The sequence below is a fragment of the Cognatilysobacter segetis genome (assembly GCF_004359965.1).
Lineage (GTDB): Bacteria > Pseudomonadota > Gammaproteobacteria > Xanthomonadales > Xanthomonadaceae > Cognatilysobacter > Cognatilysobacter segetis.
Map to the genome: position 1 here is coordinate 16531 of NZ_SMRQ01000011.1, position 15266 is coordinate 31796.

The 15266-nt window shown below is 69.2% G+C and carries 15 protein-coding genes and 2 tRNA genes; 5 read left to right on the forward strand and 12 right to left on the reverse strand.

Going from position 1 to position 15266, the window contains the following annotated elements; translation table 11 throughout:
- Positions 1-12 precede the first annotated feature (12 nt).
- Positions 13-2391, reverse strand: a complete 2379-nt coding sequence (gene ppsA / locus E4F61_RS03690) for a phosphoenolpyruvate synthase (RefSeq protein WP_133478323.1) — start codon at positions 2389-2391, stop codon at positions 13-15.
- A 132-nt stretch (positions 2392-2523) separates the two neighbouring features.
- Between ppsA and ppsR the strand changes: the two genes are divergently transcribed.
- The 4 genes from ppsR to E4F61_RS03710 all read left to right on the forward strand — a co-directional run bounded on the left by ppsR (position 2524) and on the right by E4F61_RS03710 (position 4173).
- Complete coding sequence (gene ppsR / locus E4F61_RS03695; protein WP_133478324.1) at positions 2524-3345, forward strand: posphoenolpyruvate synthetase regulatory kinase/phosphorylase PpsR; 822 nt, start codon at positions 2524-2526, stop codon at positions 3343-3345.
- An 87-nt stretch (positions 3346-3432) separates the two neighbouring features.
- The gene (locus E4F61_RS03700; protein WP_133478325.1) at positions 3433-3939 is read left to right on the forward strand and encodes a DUF1249 domain-containing protein; all 507 of its coding nucleotides are present in this window, start codon (positions 3433-3435) and stop codon (positions 3937-3939) included.
- 43 nt (positions 3940-3982) lie between these two features.
- Positions 3983-4058, forward strand: a tRNA-Ala gene (locus tag E4F61_RS03705).
- 39 nt (positions 4059-4097) lie between these two features.
- Positions 4098-4173, forward strand: a tRNA-Glu gene (locus tag E4F61_RS03710).
- 42 nt (positions 4174-4215) lie between these two features.
- Here the strand turns inward: E4F61_RS03710 and E4F61_RS03715 are convergent.
- The 3 genes from E4F61_RS03715 to orn all read right to left on the reverse strand — a co-directional run bounded on the left by E4F61_RS03715 (position 4216) and on the right by orn (position 5453).
- Positions 4216-4557, reverse strand: coding sequence for a hypothetical protein (locus E4F61_RS03715; protein ID WP_133478326.1), 342 nt, complete (start codon positions 4555-4557; stop codon positions 4216-4218).
- Between the two features lie 72 nt (positions 4558-4629).
- Positions 4630-4824, reverse strand: coding sequence for a hypothetical protein (locus E4F61_RS03720; RefSeq protein ID WP_133478327.1), 195 nt, complete (start codon positions 4822-4824; stop codon positions 4630-4632).
- Positions 4825-4874: 50 nt separating this feature from the next.
- Positions 4875-5453 carry an oligoribonuclease gene (gene orn / locus E4F61_RS03725; protein ID WP_133478328.1) on the reverse strand — a complete coding sequence of 193 codons (579 nt, stop codon included), beginning with the start codon at positions 5451-5453 and terminating at the stop codon, positions 4875-4877.
- Between the two features lie 61 nt (positions 5454-5514).
- Between orn and E4F61_RS03730 the strand changes: the two genes are divergently transcribed.
- On the forward strand, positions 5515-5997 hold the full coding sequence (locus E4F61_RS03730; protein WP_133478329.1) for a DUF2721 domain-containing protein: 483 nt from the start codon (positions 5515-5517) through the stop codon (positions 5995-5997).
- On the opposite strand, the gene tadA is transcribed toward E4F61_RS03730, so the two are convergent.
- The 8 genes from tadA to E4F61_RS03770 all read right to left on the reverse strand — a co-directional run bounded on the left by tadA (position 5954) and on the right by E4F61_RS03770 (position 15227).
- A complete protein-coding gene (gene tadA, locus E4F61_RS03735) occupies positions 5954-6454 on the reverse strand; it encodes a tRNA adenosine(34) deaminase TadA (protein ID WP_133478330.1) in 501 nt (166 codons plus the stop codon). The genes E4F61_RS03730 and tadA overlap by 44 nt on opposite strands.
- Positions 6455-6574: 120 nt before the next feature.
- Complete coding sequence (gene guaA / locus E4F61_RS03740; protein WP_133478331.1) at positions 6575-8140, reverse strand: glutamine-hydrolyzing GMP synthase; 1566 nt, start codon at positions 8138-8140, stop codon at positions 6575-6577.
- A 105-nt stretch (positions 8141-8245) separates the two neighbouring features.
- Entirely contained in the window at positions 8246-9703 is a 1458-nt protein-coding gene (gene guaB, locus E4F61_RS03745; RefSeq protein WP_133478332.1) for an IMP dehydrogenase, read from the reverse strand.
- 98 nt (positions 9704-9801) lie between these two features.
- Positions 9802-10677, reverse strand: a complete 876-nt coding sequence (gene folD / locus E4F61_RS03750) for a bifunctional methylenetetrahydrofolate dehydrogenase/methenyltetrahydrofolate cyclohydrolase FolD (RefSeq protein WP_133478333.1) — start codon at positions 10675-10677, stop codon at positions 9802-9804.
- A gap of 60 nt (positions 10678-10737) precedes the next feature.
- The gene (gene moeB, locus E4F61_RS03755; RefSeq protein ID WP_425480103.1) at positions 10738-11856 is read right to left on the reverse strand and encodes a molybdopterin-synthase adenylyltransferase MoeB; all 1119 of its coding nucleotides are present in this window, start codon (positions 11854-11856) and stop codon (positions 10738-10740) included.
- Positions 11857-11922: 66 nt separating this feature from the next.
- Entirely contained in the window at positions 11923-13320 is a 1398-nt protein-coding gene (gene der / locus E4F61_RS03760) for a ribosome biogenesis GTPase Der (RefSeq protein ID WP_133478335.1), read from the reverse strand.
- Positions 13321-13395: 75 nt separating this feature from the next.
- Positions 13396-14592 carry an outer membrane protein assembly factor BamB gene (gene bamB, locus E4F61_RS03765; protein WP_133478336.1) on the reverse strand — a complete coding sequence of 399 codons (1197 nt, stop codon included), beginning with the start codon at positions 14590-14592 and terminating at the stop codon, positions 13396-13398.
- Positions 14593-14603: 11 nt separating this feature from the next.
- On the reverse strand, positions 14604-15227 hold the full coding sequence (locus tag E4F61_RS03770; RefSeq protein WP_133478337.1) for a YfgM family protein: 624 nt from the start codon (positions 15225-15227) through the stop codon (positions 14604-14606).
- Between the last annotated feature and the right edge of the window lie 39 nt (positions 15228-15266).

The window sequence follows — 15266 nt, forward strand, 5'->3', positions numbered from 1 at the left end:
GTCGCGAATCGATCAGCCGGCCTTGGCCTTCGCCTTGGCGAGCCGCAGCCACGTATCGACGACGGTGTCCGGATTCAGCGACACCGATTCGATGCCCTCTTCCATCAGCCACTGCGCCAGGTCCGGATGGTCGCTCGGGCCCTGACCGCAGATGCCTACGTACTTGCCCTTCGCGCGCGCGCTGCGGATGGCCATCGACAGCAGCTTCTTCACCGCCGGGTCGCGCTCGTCGAACAGGTTCGCAACGATGCCGGAGTCGCGGTCGAGCCCGAGCGTGAGCTGGGTGAGGTCGTTCGAACCGATCGAGAAGCCGTCGAAGATGTCGAGGAACTCGTCGGCCAGCAGTGCGTTCGACGGCACCTCGCACATCATGATGATCTTCAGGCCGTCCTTGCCCTGCTCGAGGCCGTTGGCGCGCAGCACCTCGACCACCTTGCGGCCTTCGTCGAGGGTGCGCACGAACGGGATCATCACCCAGCAGTTCGTCAGGCCCATCTCGTTCCGGACCTTCAGCACCGCGCGGCATTCCAGCGCGAACGCGGCGGCGAACGACGGATCGACGTAACGGCTGGCGCCGCGGAAGCCGATCATCGGGTTTTCCTCGTGCGGCTCGTAGCGGGCACCGCCGATGAGGTTGGCGTACTCGTTCGACTTGAAGTCCGACAGGCGCACGATCACCGGATTCGGCGCGACCGATGCGGTGATCGTCGCGATGCCTTCGGCGAGGCGATCGACGTAGAAGTCGACCGGGCTGGAATAGCCCGCCATCTTCGCGTCGATCTTCTTCTTGGTGTCCGCATCCTGGCGGTCGTACTCCAGCAGTGCCTTGGGATGCACGCCGATGTGGCTCGCGATGATCATCTCCAGGCGCGCGAGGCCGACGCCGGCGTTGGGCAGCATCGCGAAATCGAACGCGCGCTCGGGGTTGGCGACGTTCATCATCACCTTGAGCGGCGCCGGCGGCATGTGCTCGAGGTCGGCGACGTTGCGGTCGAACGGCAGCTCGCCTTCGTAGATGAAGCCGGTGTCGCCCTCGGCGCAACTCACGGTGACCTGCTGGCCGTCGAGGATGGAATCGAGCGCGTTGCCCGTGCCGACGACCGCCGGCACGCCGAGCTCGCGCGCGATGATCGCCGCGTGGCAGGTGCGGCCGCCACGATTGGTCACGATCGCCGCCGAACGCTTCATAACCGGCTCCCAGTCGGGATCGGTCATGTCGGCGACCAGCACGTCGCCGGGCTGCACCTTGTGCATGTCGTCGAGATTGCGCACGACGCGCGCCACGCCGGTGCCAATCTTCTGGCCGATCGCACGGCCCTCGCACACGATCTTGCCGCGCTCCATGAGCTGATAGCGCTCGATCTGCGTGGCATGCGCGCGCGACTTCACCGTTTCAGGCCGCGCCTGCACGATGAAGAGCTTGCCGCTGATGCCGTCCTTCGCCCACTCGATGTCCATCGGGCGGCCGTAGTGCTGCTCGATGACGAGCGCCTGCCTCGAGAGTTCCTCCACGTCCGCATCCGTGACGCAGAAGCGGTTGCGCAGTTCCTCCGGCGTCGGCTCCGTGCGCACGCGCTCGCCCGGCACGTCGGAATAGACCATCCGCAGTTGCTTCGCGCCGAGCGTGCGACGCAGGATCGCCGTCTTGCCCGCGCGCAGCATCGGCTTGTAGACGTAGAACTCGTCGGGATTGACCGCGCCCTGCACGACCATCTCGCCGAGTCCGTAGCTGGCGGTGACGAACACGACCTCGCGGAAGCCGGATTCGGTGTCGAGCGTGAACAGCACGCCGGACGCGCCGCAGTCCGAACGCACCATCAGCTGCACGCCGGCGGAGAGGAACACGTCCTCGTGCTTGAAGCCGTGGTGCACGCGGTAGGCGATCGCGCGGTCGTTGTAGAGCGACGCGAAGACTTCCTTGACCTTGTGGACGACGTCGTCCTCGCCGGTCACGTTGAGGAAGGTCTCCTGCTGGCCCGCGAAGCTCGCGTCCGGGAGGTCCTCTGCGGTCGCCGACGAGCGAACCGCCACCGCGACGTCGCCGCCGCCGTTCTCGGCGCACAGCGTGCGGTAGGCCTCACGGATCTCGCGGTCCAGGTCGGGCTGCAGCGGCGCGTCGATCACCCAGCCGCGGATCGCGCCGCCGGCGCGGGTCAGCGCCTGCACGTCCTCGACGTCGAGCGACGCGAGGCGGTCGAAGATGCGCTGGTGCAGGTCGTTATGGGCGATGAAGGCCTTGAAGGCTTCCGCCGTCGTCGCGAAGCCACCGGGCACCGACACGCCGAGACCGGCGAGGTGGCCGATCATCTCGCCGAGCGAGGAATTCTTGCCGCCGACGCGCGCCAGGTCGGACAGGCGCAGCGCGTTCAACCAGAGGATGTTCTCGTTCAAGACCTTCTCCGAGGAGGTTTTCCGGGCACGTCCGGCCGGCGGATTGCGGATATGATCGCCGCTGCGTCCCGCGCATACAAGCTTGATTTGCCGGGGTTTTTCCTGTCCCACCACCGCATGGCGCACACCGCGATGAGCGACGTTCGACCCGTCTTCTACGTCTCCGACGGCACCGGCATCACCGCCGAGACGATCGGCCACAGCGTGCTCACGCAGTTCACCGAAACCCGGTTCGAGACGTTCCGCATCTCGTTCGTCGATTCGCTGGAACGGGCGAGCGAGACGGTCGCCCGCATCCGTGAAGCGGGCGCGCGGCATGGTGTACGACCGATCGTGATCAATTCGTGCGTGGACCCGGAGGTCAGTGCGGCGTTGGTCGAGAGCGGCGCCCTGATGCTCGACGTCTTCGCACCCTTCATCGAGCCGCTGGAGCGCGAGCTCGGCCAGAACCGGCAGCGGCACGTCGGCCGTGCGCACGGCATGGTCGACTTCGAGCGCTACCACCGCCGCATCGACGCGATCAACTTCACGCTGACGCACGACGACGGCCAGAGCCTCGACTATTCCGCCGCCGACCTCGTGCTCGTGGCGGTGTCCCGCGCGGGCAAGACCCCGACCTGCCTATACCTTGCGCTGCACTACGGCGTATGCGCGGCGAACTACCCGCTGACCGAGGAAGACCTCGAGCACGACCGGCTGCCGCCGCGCCTGCGCCCCTACCGCGACAAGCTGTTCGGCCTGACCATCGAGCCGTCGCGCCTGCAGCAGATCCGGCAGGAGCGCCGTCCGAACTCGCGTTATGCGCAACTGGAGACGTGCCGGCGCGAAGTCGCGGCCGCCGAAGCCATGTTCCGCGCCGAGCGCATCCCGACGCTGAGCACCACGCACACGTCGATCGAGGAGATCGCGAGCAAGGTGCTGACCACGCTCGGGCTGCAGCGCGAGATGTTCTGAGGACGCGATCACGGCTTCCCGTATCTGGGCCTGAACGCGTTCGGCGGCGTCGCACCGGCGTGGACAGGCCGCGTGTACAGTCGATCCATGACGACTGTCGCCGCCCGTAAACGCCTCGTCCCGCGCCTCGGCCGCTTCGCCTGGCTGATGGCGCTGTACGCCGAGAACCACGGCCGCCTCGCGCGGCTTTTCGATATCCGGCACCTGGCCGAGGGCCGATGGACGTCCGATATCGGCGACGGGGTGGCGCTGCGCGTCGACGTGATAGGCCAGCACCCGTACACCACGGAAGTCCGGTTGAGCTATGCGATGACCGATCCCGTCACTGGAGAATCGGATCCGTCGGCCTACGTCCGCCTGTATCACGATGCCCGCCAGGCCGAGGCCACGCATTGCTACGTCGGACGGCGGTGGCAGGACGTGATCGGCGTCAACCCGACGCCCGAGCGGCTGCTGGGCCATCGCATGCGGATGAACACGTTCCTCGGCAAGTGGCTGCAATACCTGGGCGAGCGCGGGCATTCGACCGCGACGCTGCGCTTCGTCGGACCGCTCGATGCTGCGGAACGTGAAGTAATCGTGCAGGACGCTTGACGGACCCCGGGCTCATCACTAACATGCCGGCTCTCCAGCGCGTGGGGCCATAGCTCAGCTGGGAGAGCGCTACAATGGCATTGTAGAGGTCGCCGGTTCGATCCCGGCTGGCTCCACCAATCTTCGACTCGTCGAGCGGTATCCGGAGAGTCAACGACGTCCCCATCGTCTAGAGGCCTAGGACATTACCCTTTCACGGTAGCGACCGGGGTTCGAATCCCCGTGGGGACGCCATCCTTCAGAAGCCCGCGAAAGCGGGCTTTTGTTTTTTCCGGCTCAGGGATCGAGCGATCGACGCAGGACTTCGTCGTCCGCCTCGCCACCGTGCAGTGGCAGGCAGTTCGCCTTCCGAAGGCGACGCTCCACTTCCTTGCAGCGCCGCGGTGGCCCGCCGAACGCAGCCGCCGCGACGCCCACCGCCGCCGAGCGAAACGAGGCCTGACGCAGCGCGTCGCCTTCGGGAACCCATGCTTGGGCGAAACGCGTGGGCCGCGCCTCCACCGCCGGCGCCCGCTCGAGTGGGTTCCGGGCTTCCGCCGTGGACGCAGCCATATCTGGAAGTCGCAGGTCCAGCGGCGCGACGACGACGTCGTGGACCGCAGTACCCGACGACTGCACCGGCGCCTCGCCCGCCGCCCGCGGGAGCGGATCGACGGTGTGCGTCGCCTCGCGCGCGATGGTGGTTGCCCGCTAGGACCGCGGACGCGTCACGCGTCCGGCCACGCGCGGCGCAGGGATGACTTCGACGACGAGCGCGTCGTCGTGCGCGCCCGGCGCCACCGGCGGCCGTAGCTGCGCAATCCCGATACCGATCGCCGCCTGCATCGCGCCGACCGCGATCCACGCGATCGTCGCGTCCCGCCGTTCCCTTGCGTCCCGCACCATGCCCGCCTCCCTTGGACGGGCATCCGACCGTAGCGAGAGGACGCAGTTCCCTAGGCGTTCGTGCCCGCCTGCCCCGCGAGCGCGCCCATGAACTGGCGGTAGTGCCGCAGTTCGGCGATCGAGTCGCGCACGTCGCTCAGCGCGGTATGGGCGGCTTCCTTGCTGACCCCGGCCAGCACCTGCGGCGCCCACCGCCGCGCCAGTTCCTTTATCGTGCTCACGTCGAGGTTGCGGTAGTGGAAATGCCGCTCGAGACGCGGCATAAGGCGATGCAGGAAACGGCGGTCCTGGCAGATCGAATTGCCGCACATCGGCGAGGCGCCGGGCGCGATCCACTGCTCCAGGAACGCGACCGTGAGCCGCTCGGCTTCGGCCATGTCGACCGTCGAAGCGACGACGCGATCCCACAGGCCCGAACGCCGATGCTGGTTGCGATTCCAGTCGTCCATCGCCTCGAGCCGCGCGACGGGGTGCGCGATCGCGAGCTCCGGCCCTTCGGCGAGGATCTGCAGGTCGGCATCGGTCACGATCGTCGCGATCTCGAGGATCGAATCGGTCCCGGTATCCAACCCCGTCATTTCGAGGTCGATCCAGATCAGGCGTTGGCCGTGCCCGCGCGGGTCGCTCATCTGCATCATCCGTGTCGTGTTGGACGCATCATAATCCAGTGACCCTCACGACCCGAACGCGATGAACGCCCTCTTCAATGCCGGCCATTACGCGATCCTCACCGCGATGCTCGCGCCCGCGCTGCTGATGACCGCCACCGGGTCGCTGCTCGCATCGGCCAACGCGCGGCTTGCGCGCGTGGTCGATCGGCTGCGACGCGTGATCGAGGAGTGGAAACACGCGACGCCCGACGACCCCGGACGCGAAACCCGCGTCCGCCGCCATCGTCGTCGCGCGCACCTCGTGTTGCGCGCCTGCCAGATGCTCTATATCGCGCTCGGCTGCTTCATCGGCACCAGCCTCACGCTGGCGATCGACGCATTCCTGCGCTACCGGCTGGATGTCCTGCCCACCGCGCTCGCGCTGCTCGGCGTGGCCTTCCTGCTCGGCGCGAGCCTGCTGCTCGGCGTGGAGGTCAGCCTGTCCGTGCGCTCCTTCGACGAGGAGCTCGACCAGGAAATCAGTCGGCACCGGACCCCGGCGGCACCGGACGACCGCGCTTAGCGCGGAAGTACGCGGTCAGCATCGCCCCGGCTTCGTCGCCCAGGACGCCGCCGGCCACCTCGACGCGATGGTTGTGCCGCGGATCGCCCAGCAGGTCGAACACGCTGCCGGCCGCGCCCGTCTTCGGGTCGAATGCACCGAACACGACGCGCGCCAGGCGTCCGTGGATCAACGCCATCGCACACATAGGGCACGGCTCTAGCGTCACGTAGAGCGTCGCGCCGACCAGCCGGTGGTTGCCGACCGCCCTGCCCGCCTGGCGCATGGCAACGATTTCGGCATGCGCGCTCGGGTCGTGCTCGCCGATGTTGCGGTTCCAGCCGCGCCCGATGACCTCGCCCCGCGCATCCACGACCAGCGCGCCGACCGGGATCTCATCCTCCGAATCGCGGGCATGCGCGGCCAGCGCGAGGGCTTCGCGCATGAAGTGCATGTCGATGTCGCCCGGAAGACTCATGCGCCGGCGGACATCACCAATGAAGCGATCCGCCGGGCGTCGCGTGTTTCGAACGCCCGTCCCGGCCGGCAGCGCAACGCTGCGAACGACGCCCGCGGCCGGGCCGCGCAGGCTGGTCGCTCATTCCCATTCGATCGTCGCGGGCGGCTTGCCGCTGATGTCGTACACCACGCGCGACACACCGCGAACCTCGTTGATGATGCGACTCGACACGTGGCCGAGGAACTCGTGCGGCAGGTGCGCCCAATGCGCGGTCATGAAGTCGATCGTTTCCACCGCACGCAGCGCGATCACCCATTCGTAGGCGCGGGCATCGCCGACGACGCCGACCGAACGCACCGGCAGGAACACCGCGAACGCCTGGCTCACCTTGTCGTAGAGGTCCGCGCGACGCAGCTCCTCGATGAAGATGTGGTCGGCCTTCGCGAGGATCTCCGCATATTCCGGCTTGACCTCGCCGAGGATGCGCACGCCCAGGCCCGGGCCCGGGAACGGATGGCGATACACCATGGGCGCCGGCAAGCCGAGCTCGACGCCGAGCCGACGCACCTCGTCCTTGAACAGCTCGCGCAGCGGCTCGACCAGCCCGAGGTTCATCTCCTCCGGAAGACCGCCCACGTTGTGGTGGCTCTTGATCACGTGCGCCTTGCCGGTCTTGCTGCCGGCCGACTCGATCACGTCCGGATAGATCGTGCCCTGCGCGAGCCAGCGCGCGTTGGTCAACCGGTGCGAGTCCTCGTCGAAGATCTCGACGAACAGGCGGCCGATGATCTTGCGCTTCGCTTCGGGGTCGTCGACGCCCTTGAGCGCATCGAAATAGCGATCGCGTGCGTTCACGCGGATGACGCGAACACCCATGTGCTCGGCGAACATCGCCATGACCTGGTCGCCCTCCTGGAAGCGAAGCAGCCCGGTGTCGACGAACACGCAGGTCAGCTGGTCGCCGATCGCGCGATGCAGCAGCGCGGCGACAACCGACGAATCCACGCCGCCCGACAGGCCGAGGATCACCTCGTCCGTTCCGACCTGCGCACGCACGCGGGCGATCTGGTCCTCGATGATGTTCGCCGCCGTCCAGAGCGTCGCGCAGCCGCAGATGTCGACGACGAACCGCCGGAGCAGCGACTGGCCCTGCTTCGTATGCGTGACTTCGGGATGGAACTGCACCGCGTACCAGCGGCGCGACTCGTCGGACATCGCCGCGACCGGGATCCGGTCGGTGCGCGCGGTAATCGCGAAGCCGGGCGGAACCTCGGCGACGTGGTCGCCGTGGCTCATCCAGACGTCGAGGCGCGGCGCGCCGCCGTGGTCGCTCAGGCCGGCGAACAACGCATCCGGCCGCACGATGTCCACCGTGGCGTGGCCGAATTCGCGCGCATCGGCCGCTTCGGTCGCGCCGCCGAGCTGCGCCGCCATCGTCTGCATGCCGTAGCAGATGCCGAGGAGCGGCAGCCCCGAATCGAACACTTCCTGCGGTGCACGCGGCGCATCCGGCAGCGTCGTCGATTCCGGGCCGCCGGACAGGATGATGCCCTTCGGCGCGAACGCGGCGATCTCCGCCGGATCGTGGTCCCAGGCCCAGATCTCGCAGTAGACGCCCAGCTCGCGCACGCGGCGCGCGATGAGCTGCGTGTACTGCGCGCCGAAATCGAGGATCAGGATCTTGTCGCTGTGGATGTCGTGCACGCGCTGGGTTTTCCGGTGCGTCCCTTTGAGCGGGACGGTGACTGTCCCGACGGCGCGACGTCGCGGCCGTCGACATCGTGTTGCGCCGTCACGGCGCGCCGCGAACTACGTGCGGTAGTTCGGCGGCTCCTTGGTGATCTGCACGTCGTGCACGTGGCTCTCGCGCGTGCCGGCGCTGGTCACGCGCACGAAGCTCGGCTTCTTGCGCATTTCCTCGACCGTCGCGCAACCGACGTAACCCATCGTCGCGCGCAGGCCGCCGGCCAGCTGGTGCACCACGTTCGCGAGCGGCCCGCGGTACGGCACGCGGCCCTCGATGCCTTCCGGCACGAGCTTGTCGGCGTCGGACGCATCCTGGAAATAGCGGTCCTTCGAGCCCTTCTCCATCGCACCGAGCGAGCCCATGCCACGGTAGCTCTTGTAGCTGCGACCCTGAAACAGTTCGATCTCGCCGGGCGATTCCTCGGTGCCCGCGAACAGGCCACCGATCATCACGCTCGAGGCACCGGCGACGATCGCCTTGCCGATGTCGCCGGAGAAGCGGATGCCGCCGTCGGCGACCAGCGGAATGCGATCCTGCAACGCCTCCGCGACCATCGACACCGCGGTGATCTGCGGCACGCCGACGCCCGCGACGATGCGCGTGGTACAGATCGACCCCGGGCCGACACCGACCTTCACCGCGTCCGCGCCGTGGTCCATCAGCGCGAGTGCCGCGTCGCCGGTGACGATGTTGCCGCCGATGACCTGCACCTTCGGGTACCGCGTCTTGACCCACTTCACGCGGTCGAGCACGCCCTGCGAATGGCCGTGCGCGGTGTCGACGACGATGACGTCCACACCCGCCGCTACCAGCGCTTCCACGCGGGCCTCGGTGTCGCCGCCGACGCCCACCGCGGCGCCGACCAGCAGGCGACCGCCGCTGTCGTAGGCCGCGGTCGGGTTGTCGCGCTTCTTCTGGATGTCCTTGACGGTGATCAGCCCGCGCAGCGCGAAGTCGTCGTTGACGACCAGCACCTTTTCGATGCGGTGCTTGTGCAGCAGGTCGAGCACCTCGTCGTCCTGCGCGCCTTCGCGCACGGTCACCAGGCGATCCTTGCGCGTCATGATGTTGCGCACCGGATCGTCGAGCTGCTTCTCGAAGCGCATGTCGCGGCTGGTGACGATGCCGACCAGCTGCCCGCTGTCGTCGACGACCGGAACACCCGAGATGTTGCGCGCCCGCGTGAGCTTGAGCACGTCCGCAATCGTCGCGTCGGGCCCAACCGTGAACGGCTCGCGGATGACGCCGGCCTCGAAATTCTTGACCTGCGCGACGTGCGCGGCCTGCTGCTCGAGCGTCATGTTCTTGTGGACGATCGAGATGCCGCCGAGCTGGGCCATCGCGATCGCGAGGCGCGCCTCGGACACGGTGTCCATCGCCGCCGACAGGATCGGCAGGCGGATCGAGAGATCGCGGGTCAGGCGGGTGGCGAGCGAGACGTCCTTGGGCAGGACCGTCGAGTGCGCGGGGACGAGCGAGACGTCGTCGAAGGTAAGCGCTTCAGCCTGGATGCGCAGCATGGGCGGCCCCGGGAGGATGAAGCGCGTCATTGTACCGTGGCGCCGCGCCCCGCGCCGAACGCGGACGGAACGGCGTGTACGCCCCACGCACCGTCCTGTTACCGATCAAGCGCTTCGGCCGCGTCCAGCGTGTTCTCCATCAGCGTGGCGACCGTCATCGGTCCTACTCCGCCCGGGACGGGCGTGATCCAGCTCGCCCGGCGCGCGGCGGCGTCGAAGCCGACGTCGCCGACCAGCCGGCCGTCGTCGAGACGGTTGATCCCCACGTCGATGACCACCGCGCCGGGCTTCACCCACTCGCCCGGGATCAGCCCCGGACGGCCGACCGCCACGACGAGGATGTCGGCCCCGCGCACGGCCGCTTCCAGCACCTCGGGCGGCGTGAACCGGTGGCAGCAGGTCACCGTGCACCCGGCGATCAACAGCTCGAGCGCCATCGGGCGGCCGACGTGGTTGCTGACCCCGACGATGGTCGCGTTTCGTCCGCGGACCGGCTGGTCGGTGTAGCCCAGCAACGTCGTGATACCGCGTGGCGTGCACGGCCGCAGCCCGAACTCGCGCAGGACCAGCGCGCCGACGTTCTGCGGATGGAAGCCGTCGACGTCCTTGCGCGGGTCGATGCGGTTGATCAGCGCGCTGGCGTCGCGGCGGTCGGGCAGCGGCAGCTGCAGCAGGATGCCGTGGATCGACGGATCGGCGTTCAGGCGGTCGATGAGCGCGAGCAACCCGTCGTCGCCGGTGTCGGCCGGCAGGTCGTAGTCGATCGCGCGGATGCCCACCTTCTGGGCGGCACGGCGCTTGTTGCGCACGTAGACAGCGGAGGCCGGGTCGTCGCCGACCAGGATGACGGCCAGGCCCGGCGCCTGCTTGGCGGCCGCGAGGCGCGCGCGGACCCGGGCTTCGAGCTCGTCGAGCAACGACTCGGCGATGCGCTTGCCATCGAGGATTCGGGCGGTCGGGCGATCGTCGATCATCGGCGGGCGGCGGCTGAACGGGGCGCCATTATCGCCGGTCCCGGTGCGGCGCGGCCGTCGTCAGCCCGCGCAGAAACGCGCGTAATCGATGTAACCGGCGAACGCGCGGCCCGGCGCGCAGACGGCGCAATCCGGATCGGGCCGAAGGCGCGTCTCGCGAAAGCGCATCGACAGCGCATCGAAATGCAGCAGGCGGCCCGACAGCGGCTCGCCGAGGCCGAGCAGCAGCTTCAGCACTTCGGTGGCCTGCAGCAGGCCGATCACGCCCGGCAACACGCCCAGCACCCCGGCCTCGGCGCAGTTCGGCGCGGCTTCCGGCGGCGGCGGCTCGGGGAACAGGCAGCGGTAGCACGGCGACTCGCCGCGATGACGACCGGCGTCGAAGACCGACAGCTGGCCTTCGAAACGATGCACGGCGCCGTACACCAGCGGCTTCCCGTGCCGGACGCAGGCGTCGTTGAGCAAGTAGCGCACCGGGAAATTGTCCGCACCGTCGAGCACGAGGTCGACGCCGTCGAGCAGCGCGTCGACGTTCTCCGACGTGACGCGCACCGCGTGCTGTTCCACCTGCACCCGCGGATTCAGCGCGTCGAGCGTGCGCGCCGCCGAACCCACCTTCGACATGCCGATACGGTCTTCGGCATGCAGGATCTGGCGCTGCAGGTTGCTGCGGTCGACCACGTCGTCGTCGGCGATCCGCAACGTGCCGACCCCGGCCGCGGCGAGGTAGAACGCCGCGGGCGATCCGAGGCCGCCGGCGCCCACCACGAGCACGCGCGAGGCTTCCAGCCGACGCTGTCCGTCGACGCCGATGTCCGGCAGCCGCAGGTGCCGCGAGTAGCGATCGAAGAAGTCGGCATCGCCTTCGGGCACGACGATCGGCAGCCCATCGTCGCGCCAGCGCCGCGTGCCGCCGTCGACCGAGAACACGTTCGCATAGCCCAGGTCGTGCAGCTCGGCCGCCGCGCGCGCCGAGCGCATGCCGGACTCGCAGATCAGGCCGATCTCGCGCGCGCGGTCGCCGACGGTGGCGGGGATCTCGGCCGCTGCGCACCCGATGGCGCCCTCGGCCATGCCGGATGCGCGCTCATGCGCCTCGCGGACGTCGAGGAGGACGGCGCCCGCACGCTGGCGCTGAAGGGCTTCCCGCGGAGCGATGGTGGTGATCATGTCGTTCATTGTGACGGCGCCCCGGCACGCGGCCGGGGCCCTACGTGGGATACGCCGTCGCCGTCGCGTCGCGCATTACCTGCGCTTGACGTGCCGGATCAGGCGACGCTTCTTCGCGACCTGCTTCTCGGTGAGCACGTTCTTCTTGCCCTCGTACGGATTCGTGCCTTCCTTGAAGACGAAACGCACGGGCGTGCCGACCAGCTTGAAGCGCTTGCGGAAAAAGTTCTCGAGGTAGCGTCGATACGTGTCGCTGAGCGTGCGCAGGCGCGTGCCGTGCACGATGAACATCGGCGGATTGCTGCCGGCCGGGTGCGCGAAGCGCAGCTTGGCGACGTGACCGCGGACCGTCGGCGGCGGGTTGGTTTCGTAGGCGATCTCGACCGCCTTCGTGACCTCGCTCGTGCTGAACTCGCGGGTGGCCGAGGCATGCGCGCGGTGGATCGCCGCGAACAGCTCGCGCAGCCCGGAGCCGTGCTTGGCGCTGATGCGCACCGCCTCGGCCCAGTCGACGAAGCCGAGCTTGCGCGACAGCATCGTCTCGGCCTGCTGCCGCTGGTAATCCGTCAGTCCGTCCCACTTGTTCACCCCGACGACGAGCGCGCGGCCCGCGTCGAGCGCGTAGCCCAGCACCGTGGCGTCCTGGTCGGTGATGCCTTCCGACGCATCCAGCAGCACGACGGCCACCTGGCACTGCTCGATCGCGGCCAGCGTCTTGAAGGCCGAGAACTTCTCCACTGCCTCGTCGACGCGCGACCGGCGGCGTAGGCCGGCGGTGTCGATCAGCCGGTAGCGACGACCCTCGCGCTCCATGTCGATGGAGACCGAATCGCGCGTGGTGCCCGGCACCTCCGAGGCGATCATGCGCTCCTCGCCGAGCAGCCGGTTCACGAGCGTCGACTTGCCGACGTTCGGCCGCCCGATGAAGGCGATCCGCACGCGCGACGGGTCCTCGTCGAGCACCGGCGCCGCGCCCTCCTCCGGCAGCTGCGCGTAGATGCGGGCGAGCAGCGCATCCACGCCGTGCCGATGCGCCGCGGCCACCGCGATCCGGTCCGCGAGCCCGTAACGGGCGAATTCGTTGAGCGATTCCTGCGCGTCGATGCCGTCGGTCTTGTTGACGACCAGCAGCGTCGGCCGGCCCGTGCGCCGCAGCCAGCCGAGGATCTCGTCGTCGAGCGCCGACGGGCCCTCGCGCCCGTCGACCACGAACAGCACGAGGTCGGCCTCCTCCGCGGCGGCGCGCGCCTGCTTCGCCGTGGCGCCTGCGAGGCCCTCGTCCTCGCCCGCGATGCCGCCGGTATCGACGACCGCGAACGGCGCTCGGCCTTCCGGGCGCGCGACGCCGTAGTTGCGGTCGCGCGTGACGCCGGGCTCGTCATGTACCAGCGCGTCGCGCGTGCGGGTCAGGACATTGAAAAGCGTGGATTTGCCGACGTTGGGGCGACCGACGAGGGCGACGAGCGGGAGCATGGTTCGACCTCGCGATCTTCCGGAAAACGAACGGGCCGCGCCGTGGACGCGCCACGGTCGCGGCCCGCGGCGTCATTACTGTGCGCGGAACGCGGTCAGACCGCCGTCCACGTTCTGCACCAGCACGATGCCGTCGGCGACGACCGGCGTGGCGCGGATGCCATTGCGGCCGGCGCGCATCCGCGCGGCGAACGCGCCGTCGGACAGGCGCAGCCAGTGCACGTAGCCCTCGAGGTCGGCGACGACCGCGGCGTCGCCGGCAACGGCGGGCGCAGTGACGTCGCGGCGCGCGAGTGCGGGCTGCTGCCACAGCGCGGCACCGGACTGCTTGTCGAGCGCGAACACGCTGCCATCGACCTCGGTGACGACGACGCTGTTGCCGCCGAGCGCCGGGCGCCCCGGGCCGCCGTGCTCAGCCGCCCAGACCGGACGACCGTTCGGCGCATCAATGGCGACGGTCGAGCGCTTCATGCTGGTCGCATACAGCGCGCCGCCTTCCAGCACCGGAGTGCCATCGACGTCCGCGATGCGCTCAAGCTCGTTACGTCCCTCGGGCTGGCCGATCGGGAGCTCCCACAGCGGGCGGCCGTCGGCGGCGGCGAGCATCGCGACGCTGCCGTCGTCGTTGCCCACGAACACCACGCCCGGCCCCACGGCGACCGCATCGTTACCGCGTGCGGTGAGGTTGGGAAGCTGGCGGTTCCAGAACCAGCGGCGCTCGCCGGTCGCGGCGTCGAACGCGGTGACGCGGCCGTCGACGGAGCGCACGAAGACGCGACCCTGCGCGATGGTCGGCGCGGCCACGACCTCGTTGCCGACCTTCGCAGTCCACTTCTGCGCGCCCGTGGCTTCGTCGAGCGCGATCACCTCGCCCTCGAGGCCGCCGACGACCACCAGACCCTCGCCGGCGCCCGGCCCGCCCGACACCTTCACCTTTGTGTCGTGGTGCCAGACGGCCTTGCCGGTCTGAAGGTCGAGCGCGTACACGCCACCGGTGACCGCCGCGGCGAATACGCGGCCGCCATCGACCACCGGCCCCTGACGCAGACCGAGGCGGCCTTCGCCGCCGCCGACGTCGGTGCTCCACAGCTGCGACACGGTCATGCTGGGCGTGATCGCGACGAGCTCGGCCGGCTTGGCCGCCTTCTTCGAATCCTTGCTACCGAACCAGCCGCTCACGGTCGAGCAGCCCGACAGCGCGACGATCGCGGCGACGAGGGCCAGACGCGCGACGCGGCGCCCGGTCGGCGAAGAGGGGCGAGCGGAATTCATGCGGGATGACCTCACGGTGTCTGCGGCTGGGCGGGCACGCCGCCGACCTGGGTGTACTTGAGTTCGAGCAGTCGGCGCTGCGGCGAGCCGACCTCGGCCTTGGCGAGCGACTTACGGTACGACTCGCGGGCCGCGTCGACCTGACCGAGGGCGAACTGGGCATCGCCGCGCAGCTCGAGGGTCGCCGCATCGGTGCCATCGAGCGCCTTCAGGGCGTCGGCGGCCTTGCCCGAGTCGATCTGGAGCAGCGCGATGCGGCGCTCGAAGATCGCCTTCAGGGCGGTGTCGGTCGGCATGGCCGAACGGAGCGTAGCGATCGCCGCGGCGTTGTCCCGCGCATCGGCCTGGGTCTTGGCAAGGCGCAACGCGGCGAGGCTGCGGTAGACGCCCGCGGGCAGCGTCTGGACACGACCCGCGGCCTTGATGCCGTCACGCTCGATCGCGTCCACCGCGGCCTGGAACGTATCGGCCTGCTTCATTTCGGCCTGGGCCTGGCGCTGTTGCCACCACTTCCAGCCGCCTACGGCGGCGAGACCGAGCAGGATGCCGCCGATCAGGCCACCGCCGTTGCGGCGCAGCCATTCCTGCACGCGCCGGCTCTGTTCGTGTTCGTCGAGGATTTCGTCGATCGCCATGCTGTCTCGCCCCGCGCATGGCGCGGGAACCGCTGGAGG